The organism is Leptospira jelokensis, from assembly GCF_004769635.1.
In the GTDB taxonomy this organism is placed as follows: Bacteria; Spirochaetota; Leptospiria; order Leptospirales; family Leptospiraceae; genus Leptospira_A; species Leptospira_A jelokensis.
Genome location: NZ_RQGH01000010.1, coordinates 14,110 through 33,025 on the forward strand (window position 1 = coordinate 14,110; position 18,916 = coordinate 33,025).

18 protein-coding genes and 1 riboswitch are annotated in these 18,916 nt (G+C 37.4%); of the genes, 13 read left to right on the plus strand and 5 right to left on the minus strand.

From position 1 onward, the window contains the following. Positions 1 to 87 precede the first annotated feature (87 nt). The 5 genes from EHQ62_RS04380 to EHQ62_RS04400 all read left to right on the plus strand — a co-directional run bounded on the left by EHQ62_RS04380 (position 88) and on the right by EHQ62_RS04400 (position 4,114). The gene (locus EHQ62_RS04380) at positions 88 to 336 is read left to right on the plus strand and encodes a hypothetical protein (protein WP_244241633.1); all 249 of its coding nucleotides are present in this window, start codon (positions 88 to 90) and stop codon (positions 334 to 336) included. A 33-nt stretch (positions 337 to 369) separates the two neighbouring features. Continuing rightward, a complete protein-coding gene (locus tag EHQ62_RS04385; protein WP_135641014.1) occupies positions 370 to 792 on the plus strand; it encodes a Fur family transcriptional regulator in 423 nt (140 codons plus the stop codon). Beyond that, the gene (locus EHQ62_RS04390) at positions 783 to 2,069 is read left to right on the plus strand and encodes a CCA tRNA nucleotidyltransferase (protein ID WP_135641015.1); all 1,287 of its coding nucleotides are present in this window, start codon (positions 783 to 785) and stop codon (positions 2,067 to 2,069) included. The genes EHQ62_RS04385 and EHQ62_RS04390 overlap by 10 nt, the downstream gene beginning before the upstream one ends. 179 nt (positions 2,070 to 2,248) lie before the next feature. Continuing rightward, positions 2,249 to 3,631, plus strand: coding sequence for an outer membrane beta-barrel protein (locus tag EHQ62_RS04395; protein ID WP_135641016.1), 1,383 nt, complete (start codon positions 2,249 to 2,251; stop codon positions 3,629 to 3,631). 21 nt (positions 3,632 to 3,652) lie between these two features. Then, positions 3,653 to 4,114, plus strand: a complete 462-nt coding sequence (locus tag EHQ62_RS04400) for a hypothetical protein (RefSeq protein ID WP_135641017.1) — start codon at positions 3,653 to 3,655, stop codon at positions 4,112 to 4,114. Positions 4,115 to 4,176: 62 nt separating this feature from the next. Here EHQ62_RS04400 and EHQ62_RS04405 read toward each other — a convergent pair whose 3' ends face one another. Further along, entirely contained in the window at positions 4,177 to 4,731 is a 555-nt protein-coding gene (locus tag EHQ62_RS04405) for a hypothetical protein (protein ID WP_135641018.1), read from the minus strand. A 237-nt stretch (positions 4,732 to 4,968) separates the two neighbouring features. Between EHQ62_RS04405 and EHQ62_RS04410 the strand changes: the two genes are divergently transcribed. From EHQ62_RS04410 to EHQ62_RS04425, 4 genes are all read left to right on the plus strand, one after another. Further along, a complete protein-coding gene (locus EHQ62_RS04410; RefSeq protein ID WP_135641037.1) occupies positions 4,969 to 7,011 on the plus strand; it encodes a methyl-accepting chemotaxis protein in 2,043 nt (680 codons plus the stop codon). Positions 7,012 to 7,153: 142 nt separating this feature from the next. Continuing rightward, entirely contained in the window at positions 7,154 to 8,191 is a 1,038-nt protein-coding gene (locus EHQ62_RS04415; RefSeq protein WP_244241634.1) for a cytochrome-c peroxidase, read from the plus strand. Between the two features lie 7 nt (positions 8,192 to 8,198). Beyond that, positions 8,199 to 8,347, plus strand: a riboswitch (cobalamin riboswitch). Between the two features lie 197 nt (positions 8,348 to 8,544). Then, a complete protein-coding gene (locus EHQ62_RS04420) occupies positions 8,545 to 9,126 on the plus strand; it encodes a hypothetical protein (protein WP_135641020.1) in 582 nt (193 codons plus the stop codon). A gap of 52 nt (positions 9,127 to 9,178) precedes the next feature. Next, positions 9,179 to 10,036, plus strand: coding sequence for an LIC_13355 family lipoprotein (locus EHQ62_RS04425; protein WP_135641021.1), 858 nt, complete (start codon positions 9,179 to 9,181; stop codon positions 10,034 to 10,036). Between the two features lie 200 nt (positions 10,037 to 10,236). Here the strand turns inward: EHQ62_RS04425 and secA are convergent, their stop codons facing one another. Genes secA through EHQ62_RS04440 form a run of 3 tightly spaced genes read right to left on the minus strand, consistent with a single transcriptional unit; the run spans position 10,237 to position 14,271 of the window. Beyond that, positions 10,237 to 12,993 (minus strand): preprotein translocase subunit SecA, encoded by a 2,757-nt coding sequence (gene secA, locus EHQ62_RS04430; protein ID WP_135641022.1) that lies wholly within the window; start codon positions 12,991 to 12,993, stop codon positions 10,237 to 10,239. Positions 12,994 to 13,003: 10 nt separating this feature from the next. Continuing rightward, positions 13,004 to 13,693, minus strand: a complete 690-nt coding sequence (locus tag EHQ62_RS04435) for a type 1 glutamine amidotransferase (RefSeq protein WP_135641023.1) — start codon at positions 13,691 to 13,693, stop codon at positions 13,004 to 13,006. Next, the gene (locus EHQ62_RS04440) at positions 13,690 to 14,271 is read right to left on the minus strand and encodes a TlpA family protein disulfide reductase (protein ID WP_244241635.1); all 582 of its coding nucleotides are present in this window, start codon (positions 14,269 to 14,271) and stop codon (positions 13,690 to 13,692) included. Before EHQ62_RS04440 ends, EHQ62_RS04435 begins: the two co-directional genes overlap by 4 nt. A 146-nt stretch (positions 14,272 to 14,417) precedes the next feature. Between EHQ62_RS04440 and EHQ62_RS04445 the strand changes: the two genes are divergently transcribed. Further along, on the plus strand, positions 14,418 to 14,888 hold the full coding sequence (locus EHQ62_RS04445; protein WP_135641025.1) for a DNA primase: 471 nt from the start codon (positions 14,418 to 14,420) through the stop codon (positions 14,886 to 14,888). A 161-nt stretch (positions 14,889 to 15,049) separates the two neighbouring features. Further along, a complete protein-coding gene (locus EHQ62_RS04450; protein ID WP_341866963.1) occupies positions 15,050 to 16,318 on the plus strand; it encodes a 6-hydroxymethylpterin diphosphokinase MptE-like protein in 1,269 nt (422 codons plus the stop codon). Here EHQ62_RS04450 and EHQ62_RS04455 read toward each other — a convergent pair. Next, positions 16,315 to 16,494, minus strand: coding sequence for a hypothetical protein (locus EHQ62_RS04455; protein WP_244241636.1), 180 nt, complete (start codon positions 16,492 to 16,494; stop codon positions 16,315 to 16,317). The genes EHQ62_RS04450 and EHQ62_RS04455 overlap by 4 nt on opposite strands. Before the next feature lie 134 nt (positions 16,495 to 16,628). Between EHQ62_RS04455 and EHQ62_RS04460 the strand changes: the two genes are divergently transcribed. Together EHQ62_RS04460 and EHQ62_RS04465 are read left to right on the plus strand one after the other, a co-directional pair. Then, positions 16,629 to 18,101, plus strand: coding sequence for an HDOD domain-containing protein (locus tag EHQ62_RS04460; protein WP_135632676.1), 1,473 nt, complete (start codon positions 16,629 to 16,631; stop codon positions 18,099 to 18,101). Further along, positions 18,094 to 18,876, plus strand: a complete 783-nt coding sequence (locus tag EHQ62_RS04465; RefSeq protein ID WP_135641027.1) for an ABC transporter ATP-binding protein — start codon at positions 18,094 to 18,096, stop codon at positions 18,874 to 18,876. The genes EHQ62_RS04460 and EHQ62_RS04465 overlap by 8 nt, the downstream gene beginning before the upstream one ends. The last annotated feature ends 40 nt before the right edge of the window (positions 18,877 to 18,916 follow it).

An 18,916-nucleotide genomic window follows, 5' to 3' on the forward strand; every position in this document is an offset into this window, starting at 1 on the left:
CTCTTGATTCATTTTGTTTTCATTTGCTTATCATGTAAACCTTCGATCAATAAACAATTGGATCGACTTTTGGAAAACGGCTCCGTGATGCAAACCGCAACTTTTTGTGCAAAACATGAAACCCAACTGCAAGAACGAAAAGAGGATTGTGATCGTGTCACAAAGGATGCCAAATCAGAGATTGACACGATCTTAAACCGAAGGTTGGACTTAGGAATTGCTCCCGTCATCGTTCCCAAATCCCGAGGAGAGGAAATTGAAGAGTTTTTAAAAGTCCATACGCAAATGGGGATTCGTTATTGGGAAATCTGGAAATCCAACGTGATTTTAGAATAGACAATCTCTCCCATTCTGAGATAACCATTGTATATGGCTGGTGATCCTTCTCAAATCCTCAAAAAAATTGGTCTCAAGGTAACAAAAAACAGAGAACAAGTTTTATCTATTTTGCAAGGATCCCCTAGACCACTCAACCACCAAGAAATCATGGAAAAACTTCCAAAAGAAGAATCATGGGACCGAGTGACCATCTACCGTGCTCTCTCAGATTTGGAAGAAAAAAATCTTCTCAACTCACTTCACTCAACTGACAGAGTGACTTACTTTGAATTAAAATCTGACGGCAATCATGTAGTCTCTTTTGCCCATGGCCACTTGATTTGCAATGTATGTGGTAAAATTGAATGCATTGATGATCCATGGAACGGAATGCCTTCTTCGAAACAACTCAAAGGTTTTACTACAGAATCAGTGGAAATTGTATTCAGAGGCAAGTGTAGAAATTGCCAATAAACTTCCATTCACTAGTTCCCGATTTTTACAGACACCATTTAGAAACCATTGACTCTACCCTAAAAAAAGCAGGGTATGAATGTTATTTGGTGGGTGGTTCGGTTCGGGACCTTGTGATGAATAAAATTCCAAAAGAATACGACTTCACTACCAACGCAGAACCCAAACAAGTCAAAAAACTTTTTCGAACTGTGATCGATACAGGGATCGACCATGGGACTGTCACCATTGTTTTAGATAAAGTCAATTACGAAGTCACGACCTATCGTATTGACAAAGACTACCATGACGGTAGAAGGCCTGAACATGTTGAGTTCGGTACAACTTTAGAAGAAGATTTAAAACGACGTGATTTTACAATGAATGCTTTAGCATTTGATATACAAACTGGACGACTTGTAGATGAACACTTTGGTTTAAAAGACATTGAAAATAAAATGATTCGTACGATTGGAAATCCTATCAAACGATTTAGTGAAGATGGATTGAGACCAATTCGAGCTTTACGATTTGCAAGTACACTCAATTTTACAATCGAAACTGAAACAAAAAAAGCAATCCAAGAAACAAAATCAATCACACAGAAGGTATCATTAGAAAGGTTTCAAGATGAGATCCTAAAGTCATTTTTAGGGGACAATCCAGCAAAAATGATCCAACTCTTAGTAGAAGAAAATATTTTTCCTTTATTTGTCCCAAACCTTTCAAATTCTATTTCCATAAACCTTAACAAAATCAATTCACTCAATCAAGTCTCAAATGATTTGGTCGGGATGCAACTTGCCTTTGCATTTGATTCGCTAATCTCTGATTTAACTCCTAAAAACCTTGAATCAATTTTAAGATCATTGAAGTTTTCAGGCCAAAACATAAAAGATTCTCTATTATTTTTGGAACTTATGAACAAATGGTACTCAATTGGAAACAAAAACTCTCTCAGTTTCTATCAAATCAAAAAAGAATTATTAGCACCTGTTAAACGACACTTCCAACAAAGACTAGTAATCGATAAGAGTTTTTTGAACAAATTGTTCCCAATTTTTGGAACTCATACAGATACATTGATTCAAGTATGGGAAGAAAAACATCCCCTCCTGCTCTCTGATTTGGCTGTCAATGGAAATGATTTGGCAAAAAATTTCCCCGAATTTCCCAAAACAAATTTTGGAGAGCTCCTGAATTACCTCTTGGACTTGGTTTTGGAATCGCCTAAAGAAAATGAATTTCAAAGATTAATCATCCATTCTGCTGAATTTATAAACAAATTGTCCAAATAAAAAAATTTCAGTAACGATCTTAGGGCAAGCTTTGTTCTCTTTTTAATCAAATTCCATTTTTTTTTCTGAATTTTAACCAAAGAATCCCTTTTCTTCCCTTTTTTCTCACTAGTCCCTGCCGTTGGCATGCCAACCTGGTACACAACTTGCAAATGATGTCTACATAGGAGAAATGGCAAATGAGAAATAAATATACTCTTCTCGCAACTTCGGTTGCCCTTCTCGTTTCAAGTTCAGTTTTTGCACAAGGCGAGGCAAAAGAAAAATCTTGGTACGATAAGATCAACGTTTCCGGTTACGTAGATGTATTCTATATGTATACTGCAAACAACGTGGAGGGAGCTAAACGTGATTCCTCTGGAACTTTCAACACGCAAAACAAACAATTCGGTGTCTCTTCAGCAGTGCTCGATTTGCAAAAACTTGCGGATAAAGATAGCCCTTGGGGTTTTAGAACTGTTTTCCAAAACGGTCAAAATAACGTTTACCAAGAAGCACCTTATAACCAAACAAACAGTACAGTAAACATGAACATGCTCCAACAAGCTTATGTTTCATTTTACTTCCCTGTTTTAAAAGGTTTAACGGTTGATATGGGTAAAATGGCGACTCACATCGGTTACGAGCTATTGGATACAAAAGATAACCCAACTTATACAATTGGTTATATCTTCTTTAACACAATCCCGTTCATTAACACAGGTGCAAGAGCGAACTTAGCTGTTTCCGATAAGTTGAATCTCGGTTTCTACTTATACAACAGTGTTGGTGGAACTGGTTCCGATATCTCTGCATATAACAATGCAAACATATCAACATACCGTGACGGCGTTAACAAAAATAAAGCAGTGGGAACTCAAGTTTCCTATGACATTATTTCTGATAAGTTGAAAGTTGCTTGGAACACATTGTACGGTGTAGATGTTACTTACGCAAGACCATCCAATGGTGACTACTGGATGAACGAAGTATACGGAACTCCAATCAATGCACGTCGTGCAAGTTACCAAAATGACTACTGGTTAATTAACAACGTAATCTTGAGTTTCACTCCGAACGACAAAACCCTTCTCGTGTTTGACTACACTCAAGGGGATAAAAGTGGAGCTGCTGCGACTCTTAACGATCCAACTACACAAGTTGACTTAGACGGAACGGGAACAACAAAAGTATCTCTCACTCGTGATGATAGCAATGCGAAACGTGTTTACAAAACTTACGGACTCTGGGGACGTTACAAGTTCTCTGATAAGTGGGCTCTTGCTGGTCGTTATGAAAGAATTGACGATTCAAGAAACGGTGCACCACTCGGAGTTAGCAATAACACAGCTGGAAGATATGACCTTCAATATATGAGTGGATTAGGATACAACAGCACTAAATACTACCTAGGAAGTGCTCAAACATTCACAATCACACCTACTTACTACTATGGAGACAACATTATCATTAAGGTTGACTTCAGAAGAGACCAAGCGAAAGGCCAAGTATTCACTGATGAGAAAGGACAACCTCAATCCCATCAAAACGGTGTAACTTTAGGTATCGTTGCAACATTCTAAGGAAAAGGAGAAAGAAAAAATATGAAATCCATTAAAGTAAAATCCGGATTCGTCTCCCTGGCAGTGATCGTGGCTTTGTCTACTATGTCATTTGTAAATTGTGCTCAGTCTTCAGCAAAGAAAAATGAAGATACAACACTACTTACATACCTCGTAGCAAACCCATTCACACCGCAAGGCGCTCAAGCAGATTGTTTGGTATCGGTTGGTTTGATCAATTCGTGTATCTCTTCCAAAACGCAAATTGATGCAGGTGCAAACTGCTCTCTTGTGAAAATTGGTGAGAACCAAGCGAACGGGGCCGACTACTCCACTATAAAAACAGCTGTGATCAAGAAATACAATGAGTCAAAATGTAACATTGCAGAGAACAAGTATACAAGTGCTTCTTCCGCAGTCGATGCATTCAAGGATTCATTGACCTTCACTTCAACAAGTGATGCAAGTTCAGTGGTAGTTTTCTCTGCTCCAACTTATTACTAATTAAGTAGAGCAAGTTCAAACTTCGAAATGAAAATAGAGTGGTATCCCCACTCTATTTTTTTTTATTTTTCCTCTAAAACATCGGATCCTTTTTCGTTTTGGTTCTTTTTGGAACTCTTCAACCAATTACCCCAACTAAAACCTTGTGCACGAATACTCTTTGGCTTAACTACGTTCACGGTACGAACAAAATCACGTTTGAAAAAGATATAAATTTCTTCATCGGGTTCTGATCCAGGCTCATAAATAGAAATTGGCCTTGTATAAACCCAAACATCGCCATCTGCATTCCGAATCATTTGGTCTGGTTCTCCCAAATACCCTCTGACGAAAATTCGAGTTTGTTTGTAAATTTTCTCAAGCATTACCTCCCGAATTTTTAAACCATTATAGCCTTCTTCCGTTAATTCTTCTCTTTGGGCACGGCGTTTCTCTTCTTCTGTCCTCAAATCATTTTCAGATTTTGATAGAAGTTGATTACATTTGGACTCGTCTTGAAAAGTCTCCATACAATTGTCAAACAAGGCTTGTTTGTTTTGGATGATTCGCTCTTCGGAAGATACACAATTGGAAAAAGAGAGAATTAATAGGGAAGATAAAAAGATAGAAAGTTTCATTTTTCAAGTTTATACCGAAAGACAAAATCTTCCAAGCAATATGTGGAATCTTTTTTAAAATATCGATTCGTATATTTCCAATACCTAACATAAAATTGATGAAAACTATTGGTAAAATTCCTTTGGTTAATTCAAAAGTTCCATTTGTCCAATTTTTCTTGATTGCGAAAATATTTATTGATATAAGGATAAAATAAAATAATTTTGAATCGTCTACTCGCTTGGTTCAAACTTGCAATGTCAAATTTACTTTCAAAATTTTCGATTCAACTCAGGCTCATTTTACTTCCCGTACCCATTATTGTTACTTTAATCATCATTTTGCTGATTTTAGTACGTTCCCTGAATGAAACCATTGAATTTTCTGAAAAAGAACAAAAAGGAATACAAACATTAAAACCTATCTACATTACATTCCGGGAAGGTCTAAAACGTCTCAAAATTGGAGAAGAAAAAACGGAAAACTTACTTCCCTTACTGCAAACGGTCAACGATCAGGTCATAAACTCAAAACTTCTAATCAGTGGTGATGTGGAACTTAAAAAATTAGAACCTTATATTAAAATGACGACATTCTCAACTGAAAATTCTATGGAATTTTTATCCGACATACAAACCTTAGCATTGAAGATAGGTGATAATTCAAATTTAATTTTAGATCCTGAAGTCAATTCCTATTATCAAATGGATATTGTTTTATTTAAAGTTCCAGAAATATTCAAAAACATTTCCATTCTCAAAGGAATCATTAGAGAAGAATACAGAGGGGAAAGTGCGAAGAATCAATCATTTACCAATTCTAGTTTTACAAAAGCATTACTTGCAATAAACGTGATCGAATTAAATTGCAATGAAATCCGAAAATCCTATACAAAATCGATTGAAGACCCTTCGCCATATGAATCTGAATTGAAAAAAGCAAAAACAGTAGCAGGAGACTCCTGTGCTGATTACATAAACTCACTAAAATCAATATTCATCGATTCAAAAATAAAACCTCCAACTCCTGAAGCTGTTTTTTCAACCATTCACAAAGGAACCTCGATAGCTGGCGTGATCCAAGACCAATCTATTTCCATACTGGAAAATCTTGTACTCGACCGAATCAATTTACTCACACTAAAAAGGAATTTTAATATATCATTAACATTAATCGCAATATTTATATCTACGATCATTACTTTTTTCATTTTCAAAAGTATAAACAATCCACTGACAACTGTATTATCAAAAATAGATGAGCTTTCGAGCGGTGAAGCCGACCTCACTAAAGAACTACCAGATTTCGGAAACAATGAAATCGGAAAAATAACTTTATCTATCAATCATTTTCTAAACAATTTAAACCAAATTATGAATCAATTAAAGGCATCTGTCAGTGAATCAGAAAAGGTTTCGGCTAAATTAAAACAAGATGCGATTTCAGTATCAGATAATGCCACATCACTGGCATCTATTTCAGAAGAATCTGCTGCTTCACTTGAAGAATTAACAACTAGTTTCGAAATTATGTTCGAGTTTATAACCAATGAAACAAAAAACATTGTGACGATCACAGATGAAATGGACACGATCAAAACCTCGATCATCAATATTGAAAAAGCAATTATCGAATTAACCAACCTCTCTGAACAATCTACACAGCTCGCAAACTCCGGTAATGTATCGATCCAAAATACGGATATTACAATGACTGACATTCGCTCTGTAACAAAAGAAATTACAGGAATTGTAGATTTGATTACTGAGATTTCAGAAAGAACCAATTTACTTGCGTTAAATGCAAGTATTGAAGCAGCTCGAGCTGGAGAGGCCGGTATGGGTTTTGCAGTTGTCGCCGAGGAGATTTCAAAACTTGCAGACAAAACCCAATCATCAGTCAAAAGCATTAAAAAGTTAATTGAAAAAAGTCATTTAGTAGTCAATGCCGGATCTAACCACGTCATAGAAGCAGTGACATCATTAAGTGAAATTGTAAAACAATCCATTCGCATGAATGACGCCGTGAATCATTTAAAACAAGAAATGAAAACACAATCCAATAGCTTAATGAAGGTTACAAACGAAATCACTGATTTGGAAGAGATGGCAAAAACAATTGAATTCTCAAGTAGAGAACAAAAAAAAGCATCAGAGGATATGGTAAACACTGTGAATACCTTATCAGGGAGTGCGCAAGAATTGGCCAACAACTCTGAAGACTTAAACCAAGTGAGCCAAAAAATTGGCGAAATTGCAACTAACATTGCCATGATTACAAACACATTTCGCACAAATTAATTAAGTCGAATTCCTTTTTCTCGCCTAACAAAATCAAAAAATATATTCATCGGCAATAAAACATTTGCCCAAATCGAGATGATTTCTCTGTTTGGTCGTCATGTGCGCCTCGTTTCCAATTTTCTCAAAATTCAAACTCACTTTGCCTTTTGTAATAATTTTTATATCCATAATTCTAACTTTATTCAATTGTCAAAATTTCACTTCAGAAGAACCCAAACAAAAGAATGCAGAATTACTCATAGCGACTCAAATTTTTTTAGATATGTCGTATGCCATGTCGACCCAAGAAAAAGCAAAACTGCAAATTGGTTATTTACCCGACCAATCGCCAGGTTCGGAAAATGACTTAAAGGAACTAATTCAATTAGGTAATAAATTATTTCGAGACATCAATTTATCCGCAAATCGCATTCAAGCATGTATCACATGTCATCCGTTAGATGGTAGATTGGCAGGAATGGATCGCCAAAGTACTTCTAGAGGGACCTTTGGCCAACTCGGGAAGAGAAACACCCCTACAATTTTAAATATTGGATTTTCATCCATACTTTTTTGGGATGGTAGGCGAACGTCACTTTATGAGCAAGCAATTGATCCTTTTGTGAATCCATTGGAAATGTCACTTCCATCTGAAACAGAATTAGTGACTCGTATTCAAAATGATCAAAGTTATCAAAGTCACTTTACAAATCTTTTTCCCAATAATCCAACAGTTGATTTACATAAAGTACGACTTGCTCTCTCTGCATTTGAAAGAAGTTTGGTTTCTAAATCTAGGTTTGATGATTTTGTGAAAGGAGATTTACTTTTATTAAGTAAACAAGAACTTGATGGATTAAATTTATTCTTAGAAGTCGGTTGTAACAGCTGTCATTCGGGATATAATTTTGGAGGAAACGGGTTTGCCAAAATTGTATCTGAATCACTTTATAACCCAAATGATTTTGGTAAGTATGAAGTGAGTGGAGACACAAACGACAGATTTGTATTTAAAGTTCCAAGCCTTCGAAATGTTTTTCTCACAGGTCCGTATTTCCATGATGGTAGTGTCTCATCGTTAAGGGAAGCAATCATCCGAATGAATTCCTATAACCAGAACAGAAACTTGGACAATTCAGAAATAGAATCTCTCATCGCCTTTCTAAAAACATTATCTGATCGCACGAAATCTAATTAAAAAAGTTGACACCAAAAATTAGTACGGCAAATGTGACATTACCTTCAGGGAGGAAACAGGTGAAATTCCTGTGCTGACCCGCAACTGTGATACACCAAATGAATGTTATGTTCATTAGGTGGTAAGCCAGATCTTCCCCGCAATGTTTTCTCGTGGATTGGGAACTTTGCACACTTATATTCTTTTATGCAACAAAGGATATAAAGGGGCCCCGAAGGCAAACTCGGGGCACCCGTATGGAAAATATTGGAATTCGATCAAGATTTTATGCTACCAGTAGCATTTGTTTTAGGATTCTTTCTATCTATTTTCTTTTTCGTGTTCCCCTAAATTTAAGATTTAGGAGAATCTAAATGAAAACCAAAATTAAACTAACAATTGTGATGTTATCTGCATTTGTTTTGATGTCATGTGCAGATACTGGGAAAGTTGATAAATCGGTTGCCGATACAAATCTAACATTAGGTTTATTGAAAACTGCTGAAGCATCAGCAAAAGAAGCTGGTCAAATTGAAATCAGAGGAACTTTTTTACAAGCAAGTTGTTCTGCAGGAACATGTAATACTCCAGGATCCAATACAGTTACCATTCAATCCAATTTTGGAACGACAACTGGTTACCTCTATGTTGACTATGTAAATGGAAGTGGAACTTCAAACTACAGAGTCAATGCAGAAATCGTTGAATTTAATAATGCAGAACGTGTGCTCTACTACAAACCGAAAAATAGTGCCAACATTTCAGCACTGATTTGGACGATTACAACTGAAAACGAAATTTTAATTTGCGATGTATTCAATGGTAAACCAACTCTTGCTGAAACGAAAACAGATTTAAATTCAAGAAAGGCTTCTGGCACAGTTTACACTACGAATCCAAAAGCAGCAGGGTGTAATGGATCCTTTGCTTTTAATTTCTTAACAAGAACATTTTAATTAAAATAGTTTGCCTTTGTTTAACAGGACAAAGGCAAACAGGAGAAAATTCGTGGATCGATTCAATCAGAAGTTTATCATCCTATTTTTTATTTTTACCACTTTTTTCATTCAATGTGGTGAGAACGAAAACAATAATGACCTCATCCTCACTTTGCTCGTAATGCCAAAAACTAACACAACGAATGTGGGTCCTTGTCCTCCAACCTCACTTCCAACGGATATTCCTATTGCGAATACAGTTGTAACTGCCAATTCAACTGTAAATGGTTTTAATAATTCATCAAAGGCAATCAATGGAATTTGTGGAGGAGGAGAATTTTCTGGATCGTTGGATGTTTATGCATTAAACCTAACTGGTGTGGGGGCGACACTCATTCTTTCTTGGGCAGGGAAAACAGTTAAGAACGTATCTGGGATTGATTTTATAGTGTATGAAAATCCATTTAGAGTTTCCGAATCAAGTGATCGGTATGCATTTGATCCTATGGTTGTTCACGTATCTTTTAATGGAACTGAGTATTGTGGATTTGATCTGAGTGGATTTAATCCAAGTGTTGCGGATAGTAATAAAATTTCTTCATGGCCAGGATTTGCAGGACTTCGGCCGACCATTTACAATATGGCAACAAAACCGTTTTCCTTAGAGGAACTTTTCACAACCACAAATAACGATTTTTTGTTAGGTGGTGGTGATGGTTTTGATCTAAATGATTTGATTGTAGGAGGACCTGGTACGAATTGTGATGCTGCAGCCCGAACCTTAATCCAAACCAATGGATTTAAATTCATTCGAATGGTTTCAGCGTCGGCCGTTAACAATCCCAATACGGGATCCGGTTATGTGTACCCACACTCTTATGACAATGGGCCAGACATTGATGGCGTAGTGGCAAAATCAGTGGAATGAAAATATCAAACTAAATTGTACTGATTCATACAAATTCATTCAAATTGCTATCAGATTGTAATTTATGATAAACAACCGATGCCTTGTTGGTGATTGGATATGATTGACAGCGAGGTAATTTTTAATTCCCAACTCGATTCTAAAGAGTGGGTATCTCTTTGAAGAGTTGGGAATCATTGAGAATGAAAGATTGAAAAAAATTATTTTTTCCTTCGACTCGACCTTCTTTCAGAACCTCCACCAGAACTTGTGGTAGAAGAAACTTGTGGTTTGGTTTTATTGGTTTTCACCTCATTCCCAAACATATCCACTTCTGCCCTTTGTTCTTGGCCGATTTTTTTGTATTCTTTTGGAGAGGCATCGTCTTCTTTTTTGTCTGATTCGGTGACTTCAATTTTAAGTAAAAAGGAAACCACTTCGTTTTTTAAATTCTCAACCAACTGATCAAACATTTTAAAACCTTGCAGTTTGTATTCAATTAGTGGATTTTTTTCACCATACCCAACAGTCCAAATCCCTTCTTTTAAGTGGTCCATGGCATATAGATGTTCTTTCCACCTGTGGTCTAAGATATCTAAAAATACATTACGTTCAATGGATCTCCAAATTTCCTCACCAATCGATGAAACCTTAAAGTCATAAAGTTCTTTCACAAGTTTGGAAACAACTTCAAACACCTTCAATTGAGGATTTGATTCTTTTCTAAAATCTTTTACTTCAATTGAATGATTGATACCTAAACTCTGTAACCACTCATTTAGTGAATCCAATTCCCAAGCATCTACATTATTGCCTTCACAATATATAATGATCTGGTTTTCTACCACTTCATCGAAGAAATCAACAATAGTTTTGGACATATTCCCTTTATCCAAAAGTTCATTTCGAATTCCGTAGATATAAATCCTTTGACGGTTCATAACATCGTCATACTCTAACAAATGTTTCCTGATATCAAAGTTATGACCTTCAACCCTTTTTTGTGCCCTGGCAATAGCATTTGAAACCATACTATGTTCCAACTCTTGGCCTTCTGGCATTTTTAAAGTGTCCATAATGCGAGCGATCCGATCAGAACCAAATATTCTCATCAAATCATCTTGTAATGACAAATAGAATCTGGAAGACCCTGGGTCTCCTTGACGTCCCGACCTTCCTCGCAACTGGTTATCGATTCGACGAGACTCATGTCTCTCGGAACCAATGATATGAAGTCCACCGGCAGCAATGACAAAGTCATGATCCACTTTCCATTTCCTTGCATCAGAAAGTATCTTTACACATTCTTTTTTGATTGTATCATTGCGAATGTCAGAAATTTTACTTTCCGCTTCATCAAACTTCTGTTTGATTAAACTTTCTCTAAAACTGTAAATCAATTCGAGTTCGTCTTTATTTTTGATTCCTAAAGAATCACACTTATCATCTAACTTCTCTAAATCTTCTTTGTATTTAGGGGCACCACCGAGGACAATATCAGTTCCCCTTCCCGCCATGTTAGTCGCAATTGTAATGGCACCAGGTTTTCCTGCATTGGCAACAATCTCCGATTCACGTTCGTGTTGTTTTGCATTCAACACATTGTGTTGGATCCCATGCGAAAATAAAAGTTTGGAGAGAACCTCTGACTTCTCAATTGAAATTGTACCAACTAACACCGGTTGTTTACGCGAAACTTTTTCCTGGATATCCTTTACAACCGCATCAAACTTCTCACGTTCTGTTTTGTAAACTCGGTCTGGCATATCCTGTCTTTGGATTTTTAAATTGGAAGGAATCACAATCACATCTAAATTATAGATTTTTTTGAACTCTTCTGCTTCCGTATCAGCTGTTCCAGTCATACCTGCTAATTTTTTATAAATTCGGAAATAGTTCTGGAAGGTGATGGATGCTAAAGTTTGTGACTCACGGGCAATAGGAACACCTTCTTTTGCTTCCAAAGCTTGGTGAAGTCCATCGGAGTAACGTCTACCTTTCATTAGGCGGCCAGTAAACTCATCCACTATGATCACTTCTCCGTCTTGTACCACATAATCTTTATCTTTATAAAAAATCTTATGAGCTTTTAAAGCTTGTTGTACGTGGTGAACAAGTTCGATGTTCTCAGCATGGTATAGGTTTTCAACTTCCAACAACCTTTCTACGTGGTGGACACCGGCTTCCGATAAAATTACGTTTTTTGCTTTTTCATCAATTTCAAAATCTTCGCCTTCAATTAACTTAGGTATGATTTTGTTTACCTTGAGGTATTTGTCCGTGGACTCTTCAGCAGGCCCTGAAATGATGAGTGGAGTTCTTGCTTCATCAATTAAGATGGAGTCTACCTCATCCACGATGGCAAAATTATGTTGCCTCTGTACTCGGTGTTCTTTATAACTCACCATATTATCACGTAAATAATCGAAACCAAACTCATTATTGGTTCCGTACGTAATGTCGGAATTATAAGCTATTTTTCGTTCTTCATGGTCCATATCGTGTTGGATGACTCCAACTGAAACTTTCAAGAATTCAAATACAGGCCGCATCCAATTAGCATCTCGCTTCGCCAAATAGTCGTTAACAGTTACAACATGAACACCTTCTCCAGAAAGTGAGTTAAGATAAATAGGCAGAGTTGATGTTAATGTTTTACCCTCCCCTGTTTTCATCTCAGAAATATTTCCCCAATGTAAAGAAATACCTCCCATCATCTGCACATCAAAATGGCGCATACCTAATGTTCGATAGGCCACTTCTCTTACAGTGGCAAAGGCCTCAGGTAAAACATCATCCAATGTTTCTCCATTTGCCAATCGCTCTTTAAATTTTTGAGTTTGCGAGGAAAGAGTTTCATCATCCATTGCTTTGATTGAAACTTCAAATGAATTGATTGCTTCTACGATTGGATTTAGTCTTTTTAGGTCTCTTTCGTATTTACTACCGAATAATATGGTTAATATTTTTTGAAACATGTTTTGTCCGTTATAAATTTATAATATTGCGAAATATGATTTTGGCACTTTCTTCCATTGTTTTCTGTTTGGTTTCCAAATCTGAAAAATCGCCGTTACCTTTTGCGATAAATTCTTTATGTACATTTTGCCAAACATGTAACATCCCAAATGTAGGTTCCAAATGGGTTTGGAATGCGAATATTTTGTTTTTGTAAGAAAACATTTGGTTAGCGTAAAACTCACTGGCTAATAGGTGTTCTGCGCCAACTGGTATATCAAATATATCTTCGTGCAAATGAAAAGCCAAAACAGAATCTCCATTTAATCCAGAAAAGATAGGATGTTCTGGCTTTAGTATTTGTAAGTCTGAAAATCCAGTTTCTGGACCCTTGGTTCCAGGCCGAACATTTGCACCTAACGCGCGCGCTATGATTTGCGAACCCAAACAAATCCCAATCAATTTCTTTTTTGGCATTATCGCTACGTTTTCGACTATTTCATAATAAGGCTTAAAAAATTCCTGTTTGTCTGGATCTGCAACAGATTGTGGCCCACCTAACATGACTATCAAATCAAAGTTCAAATGGATTTCAGGCATCAATCGAACACGAGGATCATAGGCATTATGATAACTGATTCGGTAACCTTTTTCTCGTAAAATCGGTTCTAAAATCCCTGGACCTTCACAATCAATAAAACGAATCAACACTGCTCTCATATCGATTCCATCCCAAATTGATAACGAAAGAAATTAAACTTAGGATCTTTTTCGATTGCTTCTTTGTTTGTGAGCTCAGAAATCGAACCTAAAAAATTATAATACAATCGAAGTGGATTTGTTTCAAAGAGTAATGTTTCTGGAGTGCCAGTAACTAACCCACCTTCTTTCACACGAAACGGTTTTTTCATGTACACAATTGGAACTTGTATGTTTCGATTTTTAATCTCCACATTCATTCTTTCTTTTGCCATCTGAAACACTTGACCAAACGGAAGTTCGTCGGTAATATCAGGAACAATTTGGTATGGATCCACCACCATAAATAATGCTTTCTTTGGAAACTTGTTTTGGATTTCCGAGTGGAGTAAGTTCAAAGCGGGAATTTCTTTCCAACAAGGCACACAGTCCGGCGAATAGACATTTAAGGCAATTTGGTCTTTTTCCAGTTTGGCAAAGGAAATTTCTTCTCCAGATGCCGAAACCCCAGTAAAGTTGGCCTCTCCAAAATAGGAAGATTTCGCTGGGGCGCAACTAATGAGACATAAACTAACAAATAGAATGAGGGAGGCTTTCATAAATCCCATAAATTGGACGGTCCATCCCCATGGTTTGGACTAGGAGAACGTCTGTAAAGTCCGTTTTCGAACTTTCCCTTGACATCTGACCCCCGTACCCCAATCTGGTCTAACGTTCCACTCACTTCCCCAGGAATTTATAAAAAATGAGCCAATCACAGAAAGAAGACTTTGATATCGTATCCTTAATAGAACTTTGCCGGGAAAAAAAATACGAAACATGTGTGGCCGGTTTCAGTGCGATCGACAAAATCGAAAAAATCACTCTACCTAAAAAATTAAAAAACCGTAAACTCACGGTGCAAGCTCTTTACGCACTCACAAACGACGTGGTGCAATGGAAATACCTTTCTTCTGAAGAAAAAGCGCAACTCCAAGCAGAAAAAGACAAACTTGCTGGTGTCACTTCCACTGCAGGAACCTCTTTTGCTCCACACGCCGAAGAAGACATCGAAGAAGATTTCATACCAGAAGAAGAAGCAAAAAAACCAGAATTTGAAGATGGTTACGAAGATGAGTTCGGTGATGATTCTGACGAAGATGAAGACGACGATGATGATGATTTCGACGACGACTCTGACGAAGATGAAGATTCCGATGAGGACGAAGAGGATTAGAGGTTAGTCCCATCCCTCTTCTTCCCCTCTTCCAAAACAACCTTCTCCACAACTTTCAAACTCCCGAAACATTTTACCTACACTCAAAAGTCTCCCCTGAAAAGGAGGCTTCTCGGTTTTTAAGCCAAATCAAAACGGATTCCATTCCACTCATATTAGGAGTGGGTGCTTTGCACTCCGTTCGCTCTCTTCTTACAAACAAAGGTCCCCATTCTGTGGTTTTGTTTTGGGAACCAAATCCTAACATCTATGAACTGCCAAGTTTCCAAAAAGAAGCCGACGAGCTGATCCAAAACGCGAAGGAGATTGGACTGACAATCGAGATGATCACGGGACCAAATCCCAATTGGTCTGCAATCAAAAATACTTTGTTTCCAAACGGAGATCCAAACCAAACCGGTATTGCTAAATGGACGTTATATGAATCTCCTAATTACGAACGATTATTTCCCGATTTGGTAAACGAATGCCGGAACCAATTTCGTTCACAGTTCCAATCTCATAGTACAAATGAATCAACGATCAAACACTTTCAAAAAGTTTGGACCCATAACTATCTAAAAAACAAAACAAATCTTGAGTCTGCAAAAACCGATGTCCATTGGTTCCAATCCTTTTCCGCCGTTGGTCCGAATGTTTTATTTTTGGGTGCAAGCCCCAGCTTAGAATCAGTTGTAGAAACAATAAAAAGCCACCGCGAGCAATTGACAATTTTTGCCAGTGACACAGCACTTGGGTATTTAGTTCCAAATGGAATTTTCCCAGACTACATTGTTTCATTTGATTCTGGTCGGGGTACTTTGTACCATTTTTTAACAGAATTTCCAAAGGAAATCCCCATCATCACTTGGTTAGGTGGAGCATCTTTTTTATTCGAATTACCAAATCCAAAGATCCTCGTGAATACAGGCCATCCCTTGGACCAAATCGTAGGGCATCTTTTCCAATTAGAAAATAAACAAAATTGGCCTATCTACCAAAACCCAAGTTTGAATTTATTGGGAATGGTATTGTCCATCACGAAGGGCATTGTGGATCGAAAGTTTATCCTCAGTGGGGTGAGTTTTATTTCGGAAATGGGAAAGTCCCATTGTAAGGGTACGGGGTACGAGAGGTATTATCTCCCCCAAATCCATAGGAAACAAAGTTTGGAATCTCTCACCAAACGGTTGTATTCCGGTGTAAGGAGAGGGAAAAATCAAATTGTTTGGGAAGATCTAAATTCCCAAAAAGAAAAAAATCCGATCCAATTCCTTTCGAAGGAATCGCCATTGGATTTAACAATCCATCCCAATGGAAAACCGAAGTTGCATTCATTTCAGGGATTTCCCCCAAAAGTTTCGGATCTGGTTAAGTGGGCCGACCAAGACCAATCCGGTATCATCTCTGTAAAAACTCTCAACACTTGGTTGCGGTTTTCACCAGGTTAAGCTCCGTAAAGAACTGGGATCTCTTGTAAATTCCATTCAGCTCGTTCTCGGTTTGCAGGAAGTGGGTTCACCGTTTTTATTTTTTTGGTTTTTCCCTTAGGACGTTTCTCTAAATCCTCTAAAATTCTTTCCAATCGATCTTCCATCAACATATGCAAATTGATTTGGTCTAACATATCCATCGTGTTTTCCTCCACTGATACAAACACGATACCATTCTCCATGGACAAAATAGAAAGATGTTTGGAAAAAAATATCTATTGCGTCTAAAAGAATTTAATTTAAAAGAGTGATACGGGAAAAAGCGTTCGTGAATTTTAAAGATATTATTTCGCAATTAGAAACAGCAAAAGAATCTAGGATTAATTTTTATTTTGTCACAGAAGAACAAAATCAGGAGATATACGCATTACTTGTCCATGTAATGGGGTATATGGACAAGTTATACCTTGTCGAAGTCATCTTCACTGTCCTAAAAGAACTCCTCATGAATGCGAACAAAGCCAATGCAAAACGTGACTATTTTAGCCGCGAAAATTTGGACATCCAAAATGAAAAAGATTATGCCAAAGGTATGTCTCGTTTCCAAGAAAATATCATCATGAAGTGGAACGAACAATTAGACCGGTTAGACGGTGGTAATTATTACATTAGTTTGCTGATGAAAGTAGATGGAAAATCCATCCACTTTGCTGTGGAAAATAACGCACCCATCACCAAAGAAGAATTATCACGTGTCAATCGCCGAATCGAAGTGGCAAAAAACTACAATGACCTTTCCGATGCCTTTACCGATGTTTCCGATAGCACCGAGTCCGCTGGCCTAGGACTTGTACTCATCCAACTCTTATTAAAAAATTCAGGCATTGGTTCTGATAAGTTTAAAATCTTCACGAACGACAAAATAACGCGCGCTACACTGACTGTTCCTGAAGTCACAACACCTGTTGAAATCCAAACCGGTCTCAAAACCAAATTACTCAATGAAATTGATGGACTTCCACCTCTACCTCATTCATTAACCAAAATCATCCAACTTTGTAATAACCCTGATTCCGACCTACATATGATTTCTCAGGAAATCGAAAGAAATCCTGCTTTGTCTGCCGATTTACTGAAACTTTCCAATTCCGCATTTTTTGCAAACCGTAGCCAGGTTAGCTCCATCCTCCAAGCGGTAAAGGTTGTAGGATTAAAAAACTTACGAAACCTACTTTATGTATCGGGAGTTCGTAAGATTATGGATGGCCAATACGGCAAAATGATGGATGTTTGGGAACATTCCAGCCGTTGCAGTTATTACGCTCGTTATCTGGCGACAGAAAACAATCATACAAATAAAATTGCGGATATCATTGCCGTATGTGCCCTGTTACACGATATAGGAAAATTTTTATTACTTTCTGTGGACCGTGGTTTTTTCAAAAAAATTGAAACCTACCAAAGAGGAGCCGACTCGGGAAACTCCACCCTTCTAGAAGAAATGGCAATTGGACTAAGCCACCCGCAACTGGGAGCCCTACTCGCTGAAAAATGGGAATTCCCACAAGACCTTCGAGTCGCCATCGAGTACCACCACAAACCATTTTTGGCTCCACCTGAACTAAGAGATTTAGTAGAAGTGATCTATATGGCAAACATGATGGCTGACTACCATGAGCAAAAAAAAGGTTTTTATGCCATTGACAAAAACCTTTTGGCTAAGTTCAATTTGGACAATATAGATGTTTTCTCCGCAGCGGTAAATAAGGTAGAAGTCTTATACAAAAAAACAAATGAGTGAAGTGCTTCGGTTTGATTCAGTTTCCTTTATCAGAAATGACAAAACCATTTTAAACGAAGTCAATTTTTCACTAAAACAAGGCGAATCTTTGGCCATTGTGGGACGTAACGGGGCCGGAAAAACAACTCTTATCAATTTGCTGTTTGGTTACCTCTGGCCAACGAGTGGAACTGTATCGGCTTTTGGGGAAAGATTTGGTGAAACACCAATGGCTCCATTGCAGAACCAAATGGGAATCGTGCAACCAGGCCACCAAGAAACATTACTCCAACGGCTCACTTGTTTTGAAATGGTAGTCACAGGTGTCATTGGTACACTTGGACTCTACAAAGAACCAACTCCTGATCAAACCAAACTGGCAAACGATTTACTTTCCTCAATTGGTCTTTTACAAAAAGCAGACCAACTCTACCAAACTCTCTCTTCAGGAGAGAAAATGAAGGTATTACTATTACGTGCGTTTGGCGAAGGGAAACAGATATTAATTTTGGATGAACCAACGGCGGCACTTGACCTCACCGCAAGAGTTGATTTTGGAAAGTCTTTGGATTCTTTAAAAGATAAGAATCCTAATCTCACACGCATCCTCATCACCCATCGTATTGAAGAAATTCCAGAAGATTTTGATAAAGTACTATTGTTAAAAGAGGGAAATGTCTTGGCATTTGGAGTAAAAAGTTCCGTTTTTACAGATGAAACTCTATCAAAACTTTATGATCTCAAACTTTCTGTGGGCCAAAAAAAAGGACAGTATCATATCACTGTCCTTTCTTAATCATTCTATTTTAGTTAAGTCCCTCTCATCCGTTCCCAAC

Coding starts and splice junctions, on each gene's coding strand:
- EHQ62_RS04420 (WP_135641020.1), top strand. CDS start 8,545: ATGAAAACCAAAATTAAACTAACAATTGTGATGTTATCTGCATTTGTT.
- EHQ62_RS04400 (WP_135641017.1), top strand. CDS start 3,653: ATGAAATCCATTAAAGTAAAATCCGGATTCGTCTCCCTGGCAGTGATC.
- EHQ62_RS04380 (WP_244241633.1), top strand. CDS start 88: ATGCAAACCGCAACTTTTTGTGCAAAACATGAAACCCAACTGCAAGAA.
- EHQ62_RS04440 (WP_244241635.1), bottom strand. CDS start 14,271: ATGAAAGCCTCCCTCATTCTATTTGTTAGTTTATGTCTCATTAGTTGC.
- EHQ62_RS04405 (WP_135641018.1), bottom strand. CDS start 4,731: ATGAAACTTTCTATCTTTTTATCTTCCCTATTAATTCTCTCTTTTTCC.
- EHQ62_RS04385 (WP_135641014.1), top strand. CDS start 370: ATGGCTGGTGATCCTTCTCAAATCCTCAAAAAAATTGGTCTCAAGGTA.
- EHQ62_RS04445 (WP_135641025.1), top strand. CDS start 14,418: ATGAGCCAATCACAGAAAGAAGACTTTGATATCGTATCCTTAATAGAA.
- EHQ62_RS04435 (WP_135641023.1), bottom strand. CDS start 13,693: ATGAGAGCAGTGTTGATTCGTTTTATTGATTGTGAAGGTCCAGGGATT.
- EHQ62_RS04410 (WP_135641037.1), top strand. CDS start 4,969: ATGTCAAATTTACTTTCAAAATTTTCGATTCAACTCAGGCTCATTTTA.
- EHQ62_RS04455 (WP_244241636.1), bottom strand. CDS start 16,494: ATGTTAGACCAAATCAATTTGCATATGTTGATGGAAGATCGATTGGAA.
- EHQ62_RS04465 (WP_135641027.1), top strand. CDS start 18,094: ATGAGTGAAGTGCTTCGGTTTGATTCAGTTTCCTTTATCAGAAATGAC.
- EHQ62_RS04395 (WP_135641016.1), top strand. CDS start 2,249: ATGAGAAATAAATATACTCTTCTCGCAACTTCGGTTGCCCTTCTCGTT.
- secA (WP_135641022.1), bottom strand. CDS start 12,993: ATGTTTCAAAAAATATTAACCATATTATTCGGTAGTAAATACGAAAGA.